The following is a 15,126-nucleotide window of genomic DNA, read 5'->3' on the forward strand; positions in this document are numbered from 1 at the left end:
AGCCAAGGTCAACCCCGCCGCGATCCGCTCCCCCCGGCCTCAACTGCTGTGCCCGCGCCCCGAGTTGAGCCAGCGGTACTGCAGCTCCGGGCGCCCGATCTGACCGTACTGCGGGGTGCGCCCGGCGCGGCCGGAGGTGACCAGATGCTCCAGATAGCGGCGCGCGGTGATCCGCGAGATGCCGACCGCGAGGCCCGCCTCCGCCGCCGTCACCCCCTGCGGCGCCTCCCGCAGGATGCGCGTGACCGCCTGGAGGGTGGGCGCGCTCAGCCCCTTGGGGAGCGCGGAGGGCTGCGGGGCACGCAGCGCCGCGAGCGCCCGGTCGACCTCCTCCTGCCCGCTCGCCTCCCCGGCCGCCGCCCGGAACTCGGCGTACCGCACGAGCCGGTCGCGCAGCGTGGGGAAGGTGAACGGCTTCAGCACGTACTGCACCACCCCGAGCGAGACGCCCTCGCGCACCATCGTCAGATCCCGGGCCGACGTCACGGCCACCACGTCCGCGCCGTGCCCCGCCGCCCGCAGCGACCGGACGAGCTGGAGGCCGTGCCCGTCCGGCAGATACAGATCGAGCAGGAGCAGGTCCACCTCCGTGCGCTCCAGTGCGCGCAGCGCCTCGGCCCGCGAGTGCGCGACGGCCACGGCGGTGAAGCCGGGCACCCGGCCGACATAGAGCCGGTGCGCCTCCGCGGCGACGGGGTCGTCCTCGACGACCAGCACCCTGATCATGCGCGCACTCCCTGCTCTATCGGCAGCCGTACGGTGAACTCGGCGCCACCGTAAGGGCTTTGGTCGAGCACGATGGTGCCGCCGTGCCGTGCCGCGGTGAGCCGGACGAGCGCGAGGCCCAGGCCGCGCCCCGGGCTCTTCGTCGACCAGCCGCGCTCGAACACGGCCTCGGCGGTCGCCGGATCGATGCCGGGCCCGCTGTCCGCGACCCGCACCACGAGGTCCCCGTCCTCGGCGACGAGGGTGACGGCGACCTCGGCGGCCGCGCTGCCCTGCGCCGCGTCCACCGCGTTGTCGAGGAGGTTGCCGAGCACGGTGACCAGATCGCGGGCGGGCAGGGTCCTCGGCAGCAGGCCGTCACCGATCGCGCTGCCCTCGGTGAGGACCAGCTCCACGCCCTGCTCGTTGGCCTGCGCCGCCTTGCCGAGCAGCAGTGCGGCGAGCACGGGCTCGCCGACCGCCGTGACCACCTGGTCGGTGAGCGCCTGGGCCAGCTCCAACTCGGCCGTCGCGAACTCGACGGCCTCCTCGACACGGCCCAGCTCGATGAGCGAGACGACCGTGTGCAGCCGGTTGGCCGCCTCGTGGGCCTGGGCGCGCAGCGCCTGGGTGAACCCCCGCTCGGAGTCCAACTCGCCCGAAAGCGCCTGGAGTTCGGTGTGGTCGCGCAGGGTGACCACGGTGCCGCGCCGGCCGCCGGAGGAGACCGGGCGGCTGTTGAGGACGACGATCCGGTCGGCGGTCATGTGCACCTCGTCCACCCTCGGCTCGGCGGCGAGCAGCGCACCGGCCAGCGCGGGGGGCAGGCCGAGACCGGCCACCGGGCGGCCCACCGCGTCCTCGCCGAGCCCGAGCAGCTCGCGCCCGCCGTCGTTGATCAGCGCGATCCGCCGTTCCCCGTCGAGCATGAGCAACCCCTCGCGCACGGCGTGCAGGGTGGCCTGGTGGTAGTCGTGCATGCGGCTCAGCCCGGCGGCGTCCATGCCGTGGGTGTGCCGACGGAGCCGCGCGTTGATCACGTACGTGCCGAGCCCGCCGAGCGCGAGCGCGCCGCCCGCCATCGCGGCGAGCGCGGCCAACTGCTTGTGCACCTGTTCGCTGATCCGGTCGATGGTGATGCCCGCGCTGACGAGCGCCGTGATCCGGCCATGATCATCGGGGTCGCGCACCGGCGCCACGACCCGCACGGAAGGGCCTAGCACCCCCATGTGCGTCTCCGCGAACGTTTCGCCGCGCAGCGCGGGGGCGGTGTCGCCGAGATACGTCCGGCCGATCTCGCCCGGCACCGGATGGGTCCAGCGGGTGCCGTCCGGCGCCATCACCACGACGAAGTCGACCCCGGTCGTGGTGCGCAGCGTCTCGGCGTACGGCTGGAGGGCGCTCGTGGGGTCCTTGGTGCGGGCCGCCGCGATCACCGCGGGCGACGCGGCCACCGAGGTCGCGGTCGCGATCGCCTGGCGCCGCGCGGTCTCCTCGGCCTGGCTGCGGTCGGTGACGTACGAGAAGAGCGCGCACCCCGCCACGATCGCGGCGACCAGGACCACCTGCATGGCGAAGAGCTGGCCGGCGAGGGAGCGGGGTCCTGGGAGACGCATCCGGTAAGTGTGCTGGCTGGATCTGCATGAACGAAATGCACGTAAGGGTGACCGGCGTCACAGCGTGCTGGATAGTCGCGGGGATCGCTGAATCGGCCATCGGGACATGGCCGCAGCGGCAGCCGCTATCTAGGAGGACCCCCGTGGCCGAGCCAGCCGCCACCGCACGCCGCGAACGCCCCGCGCGCAGAGAGCGCACCCACTACCTCTACCTCGCCGTGATCGGCGCGGTGCTGCTCGGCATCGTCGTGGGATTCGCGGCGCCGGGGGTCGCCGTGCAGCTGAAGCCGATCGGCACCGGGTTCGTGAACCTGATCAAGATGATGATCTCGCCCATCATCTTCTGCACGATCGTCCTGGGCGTCGGCTCGGTGCGCAAGGCCGCGAAGGTCGGCGCCGTGGGCGGCCTCGCGCTCGGCTACTTCCTCGTCATGTCGACGGTCGCGCTCGCCGTCGGCCTCGTCGTCGGCAACATCCTGGAGCCCGGAAGCGGCCTGCATCTGACGGAGGCCGCGCGGCACGCCGGCGCCAAGCAGGCCGCGGGCGCCAGCGAGTCGACGGCGGACTTCCTGCTCTCGATCATCCCGAAGACGATGGTGTCCGCCTTCACCGAGGGCCAGGTCCTCCAGACCCTCCTGATCGCCCTCCTCGCCGGCTTCGCCCTCCAGGCGCTCGGCGCGGCCGGGCAGCCGGTGCTGCGCGGCGTCGAGCACATCCAACGGCTCGTCTTCCGCATCCTGGCGATGGTGATGTGGGTCGCGCCCATCGGCGCGTTCGGCGCGATCGCGGGGGTGGTCGGCGAGACCGGCGTGGACGCCCTGAAGGCGCTCGCCGTGATCATGATCGGCTTCTACGTCACCTGCGCCCTGTTCGTCTTCGTGGTCCTCGGCGCGATCCTCAAGCTCCTGACCGGCGTCAACATCTTCAGCCTCCTGAAGTACCTGGCCAGGGAGTTCCTGCTGATCCTGTCCACGTCCTCGTCGGAGTCGGCGCTGCCCCGGCTGATCGCGAAGATGGAGCACCTGGGCGTGAGCCGCTCGGTGGCCGGCATCACGGTGCCCACGGGCTACTCCTTCAACCTCGACGGCACCGCGATCTATCTGACGATGTCCTCGCTGTTCATCGCCAACGCGATGGGCAAGCCGCTGGGCGCGAGCGAGCAGATCTCGCTCCTCCTCTTCATGATCATCGCGTCGAAGGGCGCGGCGGGCGTCACCGGCGCGGGTCTGGCCACCCTGGCCGGCGGCCTCCAGTCGCACCGACCCGAACTGGTCGACGGCGTCGGCCTGATCGTCGGCATCGACCGCTTCATGAGCGAGGCGCGCGCCCTGACCAACTTCGCGGGCAACGCGGTCGCCTGTGTGCTCGTCGGCACCTGGACGAAGGAGATCGACAAGGCCCGGGTCGACGAGGTCCTGGCGGGCCGGCTCCCGTTCGACGAGCGGATGCTGACGGCGGGGGAGGCGGAGCCGGAGGTGCCGGAGCCGCGCGAGGAGGAGAAGGCGCCGTCGGCCGTGGCCGGTTGAGCCGCGCCTAGTCGAGGATGTTGACGGCCCGCGCGACGACGAGCACCACCGTCAGGAGCGAGACGCCCGACTGGAGCATCATCAGCATCTTCGCCCACCGGTTCAACGGCATCACGTCCGTCGGGCTGAACGCGGTGGCGTTGGTGAACGACAGGTACAGGTAGTCCGGGAAGGCCGGCTCCCAGTGCGGCGGGGCCAGTTCGGGGCTCTGCATCTGCGGGAAGAGGAAGTCGGGGTAGGCCCGGTCCGCCCGCATCCGGGCGAGCGGGCCGCCCCGGTCCCACTCCCAGTACCAGAGCGCGAACACGATCACATTGGTCAGCCAGATGCCGCCGCCCGTCACCAGCAGGGCGGCGGCATCGTGGCCCTCCTGCCCCCGCACCAGCCCGACGACGAGCCGCACCGCCGACCAGCCGTTGGCGGCGCTGATGCAGGCGATGAGCACGAGCCCGGCCGGCCGGTAGAACCGCGAGGGGCGCTCGATGCGTACGGGGTTGGCCGCGATCAGGGCGACCATGAGCCCGATCTCAAGCACGGGCAGCAGCCACCCGGGGTGCATGGTCAGCCGCTCCGGCAGCGTCCACTGCAGGGCGACGGCAACGAGCACGGCCACGGAGGAGGCCCACCGCGACTCGCCCCGGGTGACGCGCTGCCAGGCGGGCAGCGGATCCGGCCGGTCGGCGTCGGGGCCGGGCGCCGGCCGGGACTCGGGCGCGGAGCGGGATGATTCGTCGTGCGGAGGGTGCGTCACGGGGCCATGGTGCCGCCCCGGGCGGGCGGGGGCGGCATCCGGGGGCCGGGTCAGCTGCCGAGGGCCTTGACCGCCTGGTAGTACGTCCACGCCGTCGCGTCGCACGACGCCTTCGTCGCGCCGCTGTACGCGGTGCAGACGCGCTTGAGGTCCTCGTACAGGGCGCTGTCGATGCGGGCCTTGTTGGCCGGGAACTGGCCGGCCGCCTTGTAGTTGCGGTAGCCGAAGTCGTGGCGAGCGCAGGAGGACTTGAAGGGGAAGCCGAAGGGATTGTCGGGGGAGTCGGAACAGTAGTCCGTCGACCAGTCGAAGCCGTACGCCGACCAGTGGGCCTGATTGGCGCGGGCTGCCTGGAACGCGTTCGAGCTGGCCGCGCTCGTCTGCGTGAAGGAGGCGAGGACCTGGGCCTTGTCGGCCGGGGCGGCCTGGGCCGGGGCGGTGGCCAGACCGGCGAGGGTGAGTGCGGCGGCTGCGGTCATGGTCAGCGTGGTACGACGGCGCATCCTGAACCTCCGTGAGGGGAAGGGCGGTTGACCCGGCCGTCACTCTCGCGGCCCCGGCTCCGTGCGCGCTACAGATTCACTGGAGGCTGAAAGACGATGGAGGGGCGGGGCTGCGGCTCCGCTCCACTCGGCTGTGCGGTGTGGTCGGGCCGCGGGGCCGGACCGTCGCGCCGTCCTGACCCCACCGTCCGCCGTGCCGCGCTGCCCCTCGGCGGGGATGTCGTGAACGCCCTTGCGTGCGCGGCCGGTTGACGCGGCGGGCCGCGCTGGTCCCGGGCCGGACCGAGGGGGTTCCGGCGGGGACGTCACGGCCGGGCGGCGGGGCGGTGTCGGAGGGGGCCGGTAACGTCCCGGGGGGACGCGCTCGCTTCTGCCTTCCGGGGGATCACCGTGGACATCCTGCTCATCGCCGGCCTCTGGCTCGACACATCCGCGTGGGACGAGGTCGCGCGGGAGCTCGCCGTGCTCGGCCACCGTCCGGTGCCGGTCGCGCTGCCCGGTCAGGGGGACGGCGACGCCTCCGCGACCCTCGACGACCAGCTCGCCGCCGTGCTCGCGGCCGTCGACGCCGCTGCCGGAAAGCCCCTGGTCGTCGGGCATTCCGCCGCCGCGAGCCTGGCCTGGCTCGCCGCCGACGCGCGCCCCGGCAAGGTCGGCGCGGTCGCCCTCGTCGGCGGCTTCCCGGCCCCCGACGGCCGCGCCTACGCCGACTTCTTCGCGATCGAGGGCGGCCTCATGCCCTTCCCGGGCTGGGCTCCCTTCGAAGGGCCGGACGCCGCCGACCTGGACGAAGCGGCCCGCGACCGCTTCGCGTCCACCGCGATCCCCGTACCCGAGGCGGTCGCCCGGGGGATCGTGCGGCTCACCGACGAGCGCCGCTTCGACGCCCCCGTCGTCGTGGTGTGCCCCGAGTTCACGCCCGCCCAGGCTAAGGAGTGGATCGCCGGCGGCGAGAGCCCCGAGCTGGCCCGCGCCGCCGATGTGACCTTCGTGGACCTCGACACGGGGCACTGGCCGATGGTCACCCGGCCGGGCGCACTCGCCCGTGTCCTCGCGGAGGCCACCCGACCGTAGCGGCGCTCAACTCCGGCCGCCGGCCGCCCGGTTACCGCGAGAGCGCCGCCGCCACGACCTCGGCCGCGCGCGCCGCCGGCACCCCCGCCGAGAGCAGCAGCGTGGTCGCCGCGGCGCGGCCGGCCTCCGCGGCGGGCAGCGCCCCCTCGTTCACCGCCTCCATGAGGCCGAACAAGGACTGCTCGTGTACGTAGGCGAGGGCCGCCGGGGCCAGCGGTGAGGCGAACACGCCCTGGCGCAGGCCGAGTCGGAGCAGGTCCACGCACTCCTTGCGGACCGGCGCGAGGCGCTGCTTGATGCCCGCCATGGTGACGCTGCGCTGGGCCAGGGCCACCAGGAGCCGGTAGCGGTCGGCGATCTCCCAGACCGCGAGGGTGGCTCGGGCGAGCGCCTCCGCCGGGTCCGCGATGCCCTCGCGCCCCTCGCGGTGCGCGTCCGCGACGGTCTCCGCCGCCTCGTCCACCAGCGCCGCGATCAACGCGTCCCGGCTCGGGAAGTGCCCGTACACCGTGCGCCGTACGACACCCGCCGCTCGGGCGACGTGGTCCATCGACGCGTCCGGATCGCGCACCAGCTCGGCGAAGGCCACCTCCATGATGCGGCGGCGATTCGCGTCGGCGCGGCCCCCCGAGGGGGCGGCAGGGGTAGCAGTCACAGCCCCATTTTGCACAGCGCCGCGCAGAGGCGTAAATTGCACACCAGTGTGTAATTGCACAGCGATGTGCAAGTGGATCTTCCCCGAGCGGGAACAGCAAGACCGAGGAAGGGTGGGACACCGTGGGTCTCGTCATCAAGGAGCCCGTCGAGACGATGGGGGCGCCCTACCGGCGGCGCTGGTGGGCGCTGCTCGTGCTCTGCCTCAGCCTGTTGATCATCGTGATGGCGAACACCGCCCTCACCGTGGCAGCGCCCGACATGACCAAGGACCTCGGGCTCAGCAGCTCCGACCTCCAGTGGGTCATCGACGGCTACACCGTCCCGTACGCCGCGCTGATGCTGCTGCTCGGTGCGATCGGCGACAAGTACAGCCGCCGGGGCGCGCTCGTGCTCGGCCTTCTCGTCTTCGCGGGCGCCTCCGTGGCCGGCTCGCTCGTGGAGAGCTCGACGGGTGTCATCGCCTCCCGCGCCGTCATGGGCGTCGGCGCCGCGCTGATCATGCCCGCCACCCTGTCGCTGCTCGCCTCCACCTTCCCGCGAGCCGAGCGCGCCAAGGCGATCCTGCTGTGGACCGCGACCGCCGGAATCGCCATCGCCGCCGGGCCGTTGGTCGCCGGCGCGCTCCTGGAGAACCACGGCTGGGCCTCGACGTTCCTCATCAACGTGCCGATCGCACTGCTCGCGGTCGTCGGCGCGTTCGTCCTCGTGCCGCCGTCCCGGGCCGCCCACCACGACCGCATCGACTACGTCGGCGGGCTGCTCTCGGTGGTCTCCGTCGGCGCGCTCGTGTACATGATCATCCAGGGTCCGCACTTCGGCTGGGACGCCAAGGCGATCACCGCGGCGGTCGTCGCCGGGCTCGGCTTCGTGTTCTTCGTCCTGTGGGAGCTGCGCCACCCGCGGCCCGTCCTGAACGTGCGCCGCTTCGCGCACCGCATGTTCTCGGGCTCGCTGCTCGCCGTCGCGCTCTTCTTCCTCGCCGTGTTCGGCGCGTTCTACTACCTCACCCAGCACCTCCAGTTCGTGCTCGGCTACACCCCGCTGGAGACCGGCATCCGGATGCTGCCGCTGGCCGGCGCGGTGTTCGTCGGCTCCGCGCTGACCGGCCTGCTCACCCCGCGGCTCGGCATGAAGGTCACGGTCAGCGCCGGCATGGTCGCCGGGACCGTCGCGCTCGCGCTGCTCACCCGGGTCGACTCGGGCTCCGGCTACGGCGACTTCCTCGCGCCGCTGATCATCCTCGGCGTCGCGATCGGGCTCGCCCTCTCGCCCTGCACCGACGCGATCATGGGCGCCTTCCCGGAGGCCGAACTCGGCGTCGGCGGAGCCGTCAACGACACCTCGCTCGAACTCGGCGGCTCGCTCGGCATCGCGATCCTCGGCTCGGTGCTCGCCAAGTCGTACTCCTCGCACCTCGCCGACGCCACCGCCGGTACGAAGCTCCCCGCGTCCGCGCTCGCCACCGCCCAGGACTCGGTCGGCGCCGGATACGCGGTGGCCCAGGGCATCGGCGACCAGGCCAGGCAGCTCGGCGCGCAGGCCCTGCACGCGGGCACCCCGCAGCAGGCCGCCCAGCTGAAGGCGCAGGCCGAGCAACTGGCCGCCGGAGCACAGCAGATGAGCCACGCGGTGGGTTCCGCCTTCTCGGACGCGGTCGCCCGCACCAGCCTCGTCGGCGCGGTCATCCTGGGTGTCGGAACCGTCCTGGTCGCCGTGCTCCTGCCCCGCCGCGACAAGGGCGAGGCGCAGCCGAGCGAGACCGCCGAGGAGCGCCGGACCCTTCCGGTCTGACCGTCCGGCGCCGCCCGGCCCGCCCGCGTCCCTCCTTGCCCTGCCGTCGGCGTCAAGGATTACCGTCCTTGTCATGCGCATCGGAGAACTCGCGGCGCGGGCCGGCACGACGACCCGCACGCTTCGGTACTACGAGTCGCGCGGCCTGCTGGCCGCGCGACGCACGGGCAACGGCTACCGGACCTACGACGAGAACGACCTGCGGCTGCTCCAGCAGATCAAGACCCTGCAGGACTTCGGGTTCGAGCTGGAGGAGACCCGGCCGTTCGTGGACTGTCTGCGGGCCGGCCATCCGGCCGGGGACACCTGTCCGGCGTCGCTCGCGGTGTACCGCCGCAAGCTGTCCGAGCTCGACGCGCTGATCGACGAACTCGGTGCCGTACGCGCCCAGGTGGGGGCGGAGCTGGCGCGCGCCGAGGTGCTGGCGGCGGCGGAGCTTCCGGGTGGTCCGGAGCCGCGCTGCGAGCTGGGCCCGGAGCCACCGGGAGCCGAAGGACGAACGAGGGGATGACGCGATGATCAAGGCAGCAGGCGTGGACGAGGTCGACGACCGGACGTTCGCGGACGAGGTGACGGGGGCGGCCCTTCCCGTCCTGGTGGAGTTCACGGCCGACTGGTGCGGTCCGTGCCGGCAGATCGCGCCCGTGCTCAGTGCGCTGGCGGCCGAGGAGGCGGACCGGCTCAGGATCGTCCAGCTCGACGTGGACAGGAACCCGGAGACGACGGCCAAGTACGGCGTCCTGTCGATGCCCACACTGATGGTCTTCGTCGACGGCGAGCCGGTGAAGACGATGGTGGGCGCGCGGCCCAAGCGGCGCCTGCTGCAGGAGCTAGCCGATGTGATCTGACGAGGCGCCGCAGGGTCGCAGGTCGCGCGGAGCGCAAAGAAAATGCCCCGGATGAATTGACATCCGGGGCATTTCCTTGCGTATATTGGGTGTTTCGTGTCTGGTGAAAACAAAGCCACGAAGAAGCCTTATGAAAGCACTGTACCGCGTCAGGAGTGGAATTGTCAACCGAGGAATTTCGGAAGGAACAGCAATTCATCACCGGTCTCTATGCCCGCCTCGATGAGCTGCGCGACCAGGCCGAGTCGGCGACGCGGACGGCGTTGGCGCAGGCCGGGACGGGTCTCCAAGCGCGACTCGAACGCGATGTGATGGTCGCCGAACAGTCCGGGCTGCTCGACGCCCTCAACGCGGGTGAGAACGGGCTGTGCTTCGGAAAGCTCGATTTCCGGGACGGCACGGCGCATCACGTCGGACGCATCGGAATCCGCAGGGACGACCGCGAACGCACCCCGCTCGTCATCGACTGGCGTGCCGAAGTCGCCCGCCCCTTCTATCTCGCCACCGGCTATTCCCCGATGGGGCTGCGGCGCAGGCGGCACATCACCACCGAGGGCCGCACCGTCACCGCGCTCCACGACGAGCTGCTCGACCTGACCGACTCCGAGCGCACCGGACACGAGGGCGCCAACGCCGACGAGGTGCTGCTCGCCGCGCTCGACGCCGCCCGCACCGGCCGGATGCACGACATCGTCCAGACCATCCAGGCCGAGCAGGACCGCATCATCCGGGCCCCGCACCACGGGGTGCTCGTCGTCGAGGGCGGCCCCGGCACCGGGAAGACCGTCGTCGCCCTGCACCGGGCGGCCTATCTCCTCTACGCGTACCGGGAGTTGCTGGCCCGCAGGGCCGTGCTCGTGGTCGGACCCAACCCCGCGTTCCTCGGCTACATCGGCGACGTCCTGCCCTCGCTCGGCGAGACCGGGGTGCTCCTGTCGACCCTGTCCGAACTCTTCCCCGGCGTCCACGCGACCGGCACCGACACCCCCGAGGCGGCCGAGATCAAGGGCCGCGCCACGATGGCGGATGTGCTCGCGGCCGCCGTACGCGACCGCCAGACCGTGCCCGAGCGGGCGATCGACATCCCGCACGAGGGGTACGGCACGCTCCAGCTCGACCGGGCGATGGCGGAGGACGCCCGGTGGAAGGCACGCGAGAGCGGGCTCCCGCACAACCTGGCCCGGCCGCACTTCGCCTTCCACATCATCGACGCGCTCACCGCGCAGCTCGTGGAGCGCATCGGCGCCGACCCCTTCGGAGGCCCGAACCTGCTCGGTCCCGACGACGCCGCGCAGATGGGCAAGGAGATCGCGACGAGCCACGAGGTGCACGCGGCGATCGCGGAGCTCTGGCCGCAGCTGACGCCCGAGGAGTTCGTGCGGGACTTCCTCGCCGAACCGGCCCGACTCCCGGACGCCGAAGCCAAGTCCGTCCGCCGCGAGGGCGGCGCCTGGACCCCCGGCGACGTACCGCTGCTCGACGAGGCGGCGGAACTCCTCGGCGAGGACGACAGCGCGGCACGGGCCGCCGCCGAGGCCGAGCGCCAGGAGCGGATCGCCTACGCGCAGGGCGTGCTCGACCTGTCCGCGGGATCGGAGTCGTACGAGTTCGAGGACGAGGAGTCCGAGGTGCTCGCGGCGCACAACATCATCGACGCCGAGCGGATGGCCGAGCGGCACGAGGAGGCCGACCACCGCAGCGCGGCCGAACGGGCCGCGGCCGACCGGACCTGGGCGTTCGGGCACATCATCGTCGACGAGGCGCAGGAGCTCTCGGCGATGGCCTGGCGGCTGCTCATGCGGCGCTGCCCGACCCGTTCGATGACGCTCGTCGGCGACCCGGCGCAGACCGCGGAGGCGGCGGGGGTGGGCTCCTGGGAGCGGATCCTCGCGCCGTACGTCGCCGAGGACCACTGGGAGCACGTACGGCTCGGGGTCAACTACCGTACGCCCGCCGAGATCATGGAGTTCGCGGCGCGGGTGTGCCGTGCGGTGGACCCGTCCTTCGAGCCGCCGCGCTCGGTGCGGTCCACGGGGGTGCACCCCTGGGCCCGGCGCGTCGCGCCCGACGGGCTCGCCGGGGCGGTGGCGGGCGCCGTCGCCGCCGAGCGCGGCACGGGGCGGCTCGCGGTGATCGCCCCGCCCCGCCTCCACGAGGCGCTGCGCCGCGCCCTGCCCGACGACACGGCGACCGGCCCCACCCCCGACCTGACGAGGGAGGCCGTGCTGCTCGACCCGCGTCAGGCGAAGGGGCTGGAATTCGACACGGTGCTGGTGGTGGAGCCGGGGGAGTACGGGGTGAGCGACCTGTACGTCGCGCTGACGCGGGCGACGCAGCGGCTCGGAATCCTGCACGCGGGGCCCGTACCGGAGGCGCTGAACCCCCTGACCCCCTGACCCCGCACCGGGTCGGGTCCCGCGCGCGCTCCTGGGTGGGTTGTTGTGCGAGCGTCGTCCCGCATTCGTGAGTAGGGGGTGTCAAACTCCCCCTACTCACGACTAAGGAGCATGAACAGTGCAGAGGACCACGTTCCGGGTGCTGGCCGGGGTCGCCGTCGCCACCGCAGCTCTCTCCTGGGCCCCCGCCGCAGCCTTCGCCTCCGCGCAGGCGCGCCCTGCCGAACGCGCCCTGCCCGCTGCGGCCATGACTCGCGCGGCGGCTCCCGTTCCCGCCGCGGCGGTCGACACCCTGGCGAAGATCGACGCGGGCCATTGGCCGCCCTCCGACGCGCCGGGCACCCAGGGCGGTGCGAACTGGCCGAACCAGGAGGGCCAGTTGCCCGTGACCGGCGCCAATGGAACCCAGGTCCACTACCGGACCTGGGACGTCGAGGCCAAGCAGCCGGGTCGTGCGCGGGGCCCCCAACGCATCGTCACCGGCGACGACGGCTCGGCCTGGTACACGCCGGACCAGTACCGCACGTTCACCCGCATGCGGTGACCCTCCGGGGGGCGCAGGCGGCGAAGCCCCCGCGGAGCCCCGGGAGCCGCACCCTCACGTTGCCGCACGGTGGGGCAGCCCCCCGGAGGGTCACCTTGGGGGCGCCGTGCTTTCGCGGGGCTGCAGCCGCGGCAGCGGATCCTGGAGCTGCCGGGGCTCCCCGCCGTCCAGCAGCTCCAGGAGCTGCCCCGCCGCGCGATGCCCGAACTCGTCCGCTTTGCGAACCAGCGCCGTCAACTGCGGATGCAGCGTGTGGCAGATGACGGAGTCCTCCCAGGACACCACCGACACGTCGCGCGGGATCAACAGCCCCCGCTCCGCCGCGACACTGACCGCCGCCACCGCCATGACCTCGTTGTCGCAGATGAGGGCGGTCGGCGCGGTGGCGCCCGCGAACAGGCGCCGCGCGGCCTTCGCGCCCTGGCGGTCCGTGAAGTCCGTCGTCACGGACACCGCGTGTTCCAGGCCGAGCCGCCGCGCCGCCGCCCGCAGCGAGGCGATCCTGCGCGCGGTGTGGGCGAAGCCGAGCGTACCCGCGATGTGACCGATGCGGCGGTGCCCGAGCCCGTACAAATGACGCACGATCAGGTCCATCGCGCCGGAGTCGTCGGCCCAGATGTTGGAGAGCCTTGCCTGGCGCGGGAGTTGGGGCGCCCCGGGGTTTCCCGGTGCCTCCATCCCGCCGATGATCACGGCCGGCAGGCCGAGTACCGCGAGGGTTTCGGGGCGCGGATCGGACACCCGGGGGTCGACCACGATGACCCCGTCCACCCGGCCCTCCGCCCACCACCGCCGGTACAGCTCGCACTCCGCCTGGACGTCGTCGACCATCTGGAACACCAGTGCCTGGTCGCGCGGCGCGAGGCTCGCCTGGATGCCCGAGACGAGCTGGAGGAAGAACGACTCGCCGCCCAGGCTGTCCGCGGGCCGGGCGAGGACGAGCCCGATCGCCCCCGCGTTCTCGCCGGACAGTGCCCGCGCCGCGGAACTCGGCCGCCAGCCGAGCCGGTCCGCGACCCGTATGACCCGGCGCCGGGTCGAATCGGAGACCCCGGGGCGGTTGTTGAGGGCGAAGGAGACCGCGCTCGTGGAGACGCCCGCCTCTCTGGCCACGTCCTTCATCGTCGGGCGGCGGGGCGGTGACGCATCGCTTTCGAGCTCGCTCATGCGCTGATGGTAACGCGGTTTAGTTCAAGGTCACTAAACCGCCTTAGTTGCGTCCTCATATTCAGGACTTTAGTCCTTTTTAGCGTCGCTGACCTGCGTGTTTAGTCAATCAGGTCGCTTATTCGGTATTGACGGCCAATTAATGCGCGCTGCATGGTGTGCGGCAACGTCATCGGGACGAGGCGAAGGAGTCAGCCACTCATGTCCATTCATCGCAGTGTCGCGATCCGGACGGCCGTCGGTCTCGGCGCCGCCCTCTCGCTCACCCTGCTCACCGCGTGCGGTGGCGGCGGTGGCGGCAAGGGCTCGGCCACCGACGGGAAGATCGAGGGCGAGATCAAGTTCCAGACCTGGAACCTCCGCGCCAACTTCAAGGACTACTTCGAAGGCGTCATCAAGGACTTCGAGAAGGCCAACCCGGGCACCACGGTGAAGTGGGTGGACCAGCCCGCCGACAACTACGCCGACAAGTTGAGCGCCGACGCCACCGCCGGCACCCTCCCCGATGTCGTGAACCTCTCCCCGGACCTCGCCTATCCGCTCGCCAAGGCCGGCACGCTGCTCAACCTGGACCAGGACAAGACCGCCGCCAAGTTCAAGCTCGAGTACCTCGACGGCGCCTGGCAGGGCTTCGACATGCCGGGGCTCGACGGCTCGTACGCCTTTCCCTGGTATCTGAACACCGGCCCCCTCTTCTACAACAAGACGATGTTCAAGGACGCCGGCCTCGACCCCGAGAAGGCGCCCAAAACGTTCGACGAACTCTTCGCGGACGCGGCCCAGTTGGCGCAGAAGGGGAAGGCGACGCTCGCGCAGCCGCCGACCGTCGAGGACTTCGGCCGGTACGGCGTCTCCATCATGAGCAAGGACGGCACGAAGTTCACCTTCAACGACGCCAAGGGCGTCGAGTTCCTGACGAAGTATCAGCAGATGTTCAAGGAGGGCGGACTGCACAAGCAGGCCCTGACGCTCACCGCGGAGACCGCCGGGCAGAAGTTCCTCCAGCAGGAGGTGGCCATGAACCCGGGCAGCGCCCACGACCTGGACACCTTCAAGAAGAACGCCCCGTCGCTCTACGGCAACCTCGGCATCACGGACGTACCGACCAACACCGGCAAGCAGAACATGTACTTGCAGGGCCTCTCGGTCAACTCGCAGAGCAAGAACGCCGCGACCGCGCTCGCCTTCGCGCACTTCGTCACGGACCAGAAGAACCAGGAGGACTTCGGCCACAAGGTCGCCGTCTTCCCCAGCACCAAGGGCTCCCTCGACAAGGAGTACTGGACGAAGGCGGACGGCACCGAGGAGGGCAGGATCCGGGTCGCCTCGGCCAAGATGCTGCCGACCGCCGTCAACTACACGCCGGTGCTGTTCAGCGACGAGATGAAGACGATCCTGCGCAACGAGACAGCCAAGTGCCTCCAGGGCAAGGCGTCCCCGAAGGACGCTCTGGACAGCGCGGCCAACCAGATGACCAAGCTGATCCAGCAGAAGTGACCGGGTGACCGAGCGATGAGCATCCCCGCACCGGCCGCCCGGCGGGCCCGC

The 15,126-nt window shown here is 71.8% G+C and carries 14 protein-coding genes; 8 read left to right on the forward strand and 6 right to left on the reverse strand.

Translation table 11 applies throughout. The annotated features are described in order from the left end of the window. Positions 1–39 precede the first annotated feature (39 nt). Together OOJ98_RS21005 and OOJ98_RS21010 are read right to left on the reverse strand one after the other, a co-directional pair. Complete coding sequence (locus OOJ98_RS21005; protein WP_267056472.1) at positions 40–726, reverse strand: response regulator; 687 nt, start codon at positions 724–726, stop codon at positions 40–42. Then, positions 723–2,321 (reverse strand): ATP-binding protein, encoded by a 1,599-nt coding sequence (locus OOJ98_RS21010; RefSeq protein ID WP_267056473.1) that lies wholly within the window; start codon positions 2,319–2,321, stop codon positions 723–725. The genes OOJ98_RS21005 and OOJ98_RS21010 overlap by 4 nt, the downstream gene beginning before the upstream one ends. A 143-nt stretch (positions 2,322–2,464) precedes the next feature. Between OOJ98_RS21010 and OOJ98_RS21015 the strand changes: the two genes are divergently transcribed. Continuing rightward, entirely contained in the window at positions 2,465–3,847 is a 1,383-nt protein-coding gene (locus OOJ98_RS21015; RefSeq protein ID WP_267056474.1) for a cation:dicarboxylase symporter family transporter, read from the forward strand. A 7-nt stretch (positions 3,848–3,854) separates the two neighbouring features. Here the strand turns inward: OOJ98_RS21015 and OOJ98_RS21020 are convergent, their stop codons facing one another. Together OOJ98_RS21020 and OOJ98_RS21025 are read right to left on the reverse strand one after the other, a co-directional pair. Next, positions 3,855–4,598 (reverse strand): hypothetical protein, encoded by a 744-nt coding sequence (locus OOJ98_RS21020; RefSeq protein ID WP_267056475.1) that lies wholly within the window; start codon positions 4,596–4,598, stop codon positions 3,855–3,857. 50 nt (positions 4,599–4,648) lie between these two features. After that, positions 4,649–5,101 carry a phospholipase gene (locus OOJ98_RS21025; protein ID WP_267056476.1) on the reverse strand — a complete coding sequence of 151 codons (453 nt, stop codon included), beginning with the start codon at positions 5,099–5,101 and terminating at the stop codon, positions 4,649–4,651. Between the two features lie 390 nt (positions 5,102–5,491). On the opposite strand from OOJ98_RS21025, the gene OOJ98_RS21030 reads away from it, so the two are divergent. Next, a complete protein-coding gene (locus OOJ98_RS21030; RefSeq protein WP_267056477.1) occupies positions 5,492–6,175 on the forward strand; it encodes an alpha/beta fold hydrolase in 684 nt (227 codons plus the stop codon). A gap of 31 nt (positions 6,176–6,206) precedes the next feature. Here OOJ98_RS21030 and OOJ98_RS21035 read toward each other — a convergent pair whose 3' ends face one another. After that, positions 6,207–6,770, reverse strand: a complete 564-nt coding sequence (locus OOJ98_RS21035) for a TetR/AcrR family transcriptional regulator (RefSeq protein WP_267057047.1) — start codon at positions 6,768–6,770, stop codon at positions 6,207–6,209. 182 nt (positions 6,771–6,952) lie between these two features. Between OOJ98_RS21035 and OOJ98_RS21040 the strand changes: the two genes are divergently transcribed. The 5 genes from OOJ98_RS21040 (at position 6,953) to OOJ98_RS21060 (ending at position 12,411) form a co-directional block, all read left to right on the forward strand. After that, the gene (locus OOJ98_RS21040) at positions 6,953–8,623 is read left to right on the forward strand and encodes an MFS transporter (protein ID WP_267056478.1); all 1,671 of its coding nucleotides are present in this window, start codon (positions 6,953–6,955) and stop codon (positions 8,621–8,623) included. Between the two features lie 73 nt (positions 8,624–8,696). Beyond that, positions 8,697–9,134 (forward strand): MerR family transcriptional regulator, encoded by a 438-nt coding sequence (locus OOJ98_RS21045; protein ID WP_267056479.1) that lies wholly within the window; start codon positions 8,697–8,699, stop codon positions 9,132–9,134. Positions 9,135–9,138: 4 nt separating this feature from the next. Continuing rightward, the gene (trxA, locus tag OOJ98_RS21050) at positions 9,139–9,471 is read left to right on the forward strand and encodes a thioredoxin (RefSeq protein ID WP_323177917.1); all 333 of its coding nucleotides are present in this window, start codon (positions 9,139–9,141) and stop codon (positions 9,469–9,471) included. Between the two features lie 161 nt (positions 9,472–9,632). Then, positions 9,633–11,867, forward strand: coding sequence for an AAA family ATPase (locus OOJ98_RS21055; RefSeq protein ID WP_267056480.1), 2,235 nt, complete (start codon positions 9,633–9,635; stop codon positions 11,865–11,867). 118 nt (positions 11,868–11,985) lie between these two features. Then, complete coding sequence (locus tag OOJ98_RS21060) at positions 11,986–12,411, forward strand: ribonuclease domain-containing protein (RefSeq protein WP_267056481.1); 426 nt, start codon at positions 11,986–11,988, stop codon at positions 12,409–12,411. Positions 12,412–12,501: 90 nt separating this feature from the next. Here OOJ98_RS21060 and OOJ98_RS21065 read toward each other — a convergent pair whose 3' ends face one another. Beyond that, positions 12,502–13,578, reverse strand: coding sequence for a LacI family DNA-binding transcriptional regulator (locus OOJ98_RS21065; protein ID WP_267056482.1), 1,077 nt, complete (start codon positions 13,576–13,578; stop codon positions 12,502–12,504). A 201-nt stretch (positions 13,579–13,779) separates the two neighbouring features. Here OOJ98_RS21065 and OOJ98_RS21070 point away from each other — a divergent pair, with 201 nt between their 5' ends. Continuing rightward, positions 13,780–15,075, forward strand: coding sequence for a sugar ABC transporter substrate-binding protein (locus OOJ98_RS21070; protein WP_267056483.1), 1,296 nt, complete (start codon positions 13,780–13,782; stop codon positions 15,073–15,075). Positions 15,076–15,126: the final 51 nt, after the last annotated feature.

The sequence above is a fragment of the Streptomyces sp. NBC_00083 genome (assembly GCF_026343295.1).
GTDB lineage: Bacteria > Actinomycetota > Actinomycetes > Streptomycetales > Streptomycetaceae > Streptomyces.

Bases quoted from the DNA above. Each gene is read 5' to 3' on its own strand.
- OOJ98_RS21005 (WP_267056472.1), bottom strand. From the start codon at position 726: ATGATCAGGGTGCTGGTCGTCGAGGACGACCCCGTCGCCGCGGAGGCG.
- OOJ98_RS21010 (WP_267056473.1), bottom strand. From the start codon at position 2,321: ATGCGTCTCCCAGGACCCCGCTCCCTCGCCGGCCAGCTCTTCGCCATG.
- OOJ98_RS21025 (WP_267056476.1), bottom strand. From the start codon at position 5,101: ATGCGCCGTCGTACCACGCTGACCATGACCGCAGCCGCCGCACTCACC.
- OOJ98_RS21035 (WP_267057047.1), bottom strand. From the start codon at position 6,770: ATGGAGGTGGCCTTCGCCGAGCTGGTGCGCGATCCGGACGCGTCGATG.
- OOJ98_RS21045 (WP_267056479.1), top strand. From the start codon at position 8,697: ATGCGCATCGGAGAACTCGCGGCGCGGGCCGGCACGACGACCCGCACG.
- trxA (WP_323177917.1), top strand. From the start codon at position 9,139: ATGATCAAGGCAGCAGGCGTGGACGAGGTCGACGACCGGACGTTCGCG.
- OOJ98_RS21065 (WP_267056482.1), bottom strand. From the start codon at position 13,578: ATGAGCGAGCTCGAAAGCGATGCGTCACCGCCCCGCCGCCCGACGATG.
- OOJ98_RS21070 (WP_267056483.1), top strand. From the start codon at position 13,780: ATGTCCATTCATCGCAGTGTCGCGATCCGGACGGCCGTCGGTCTCGGC.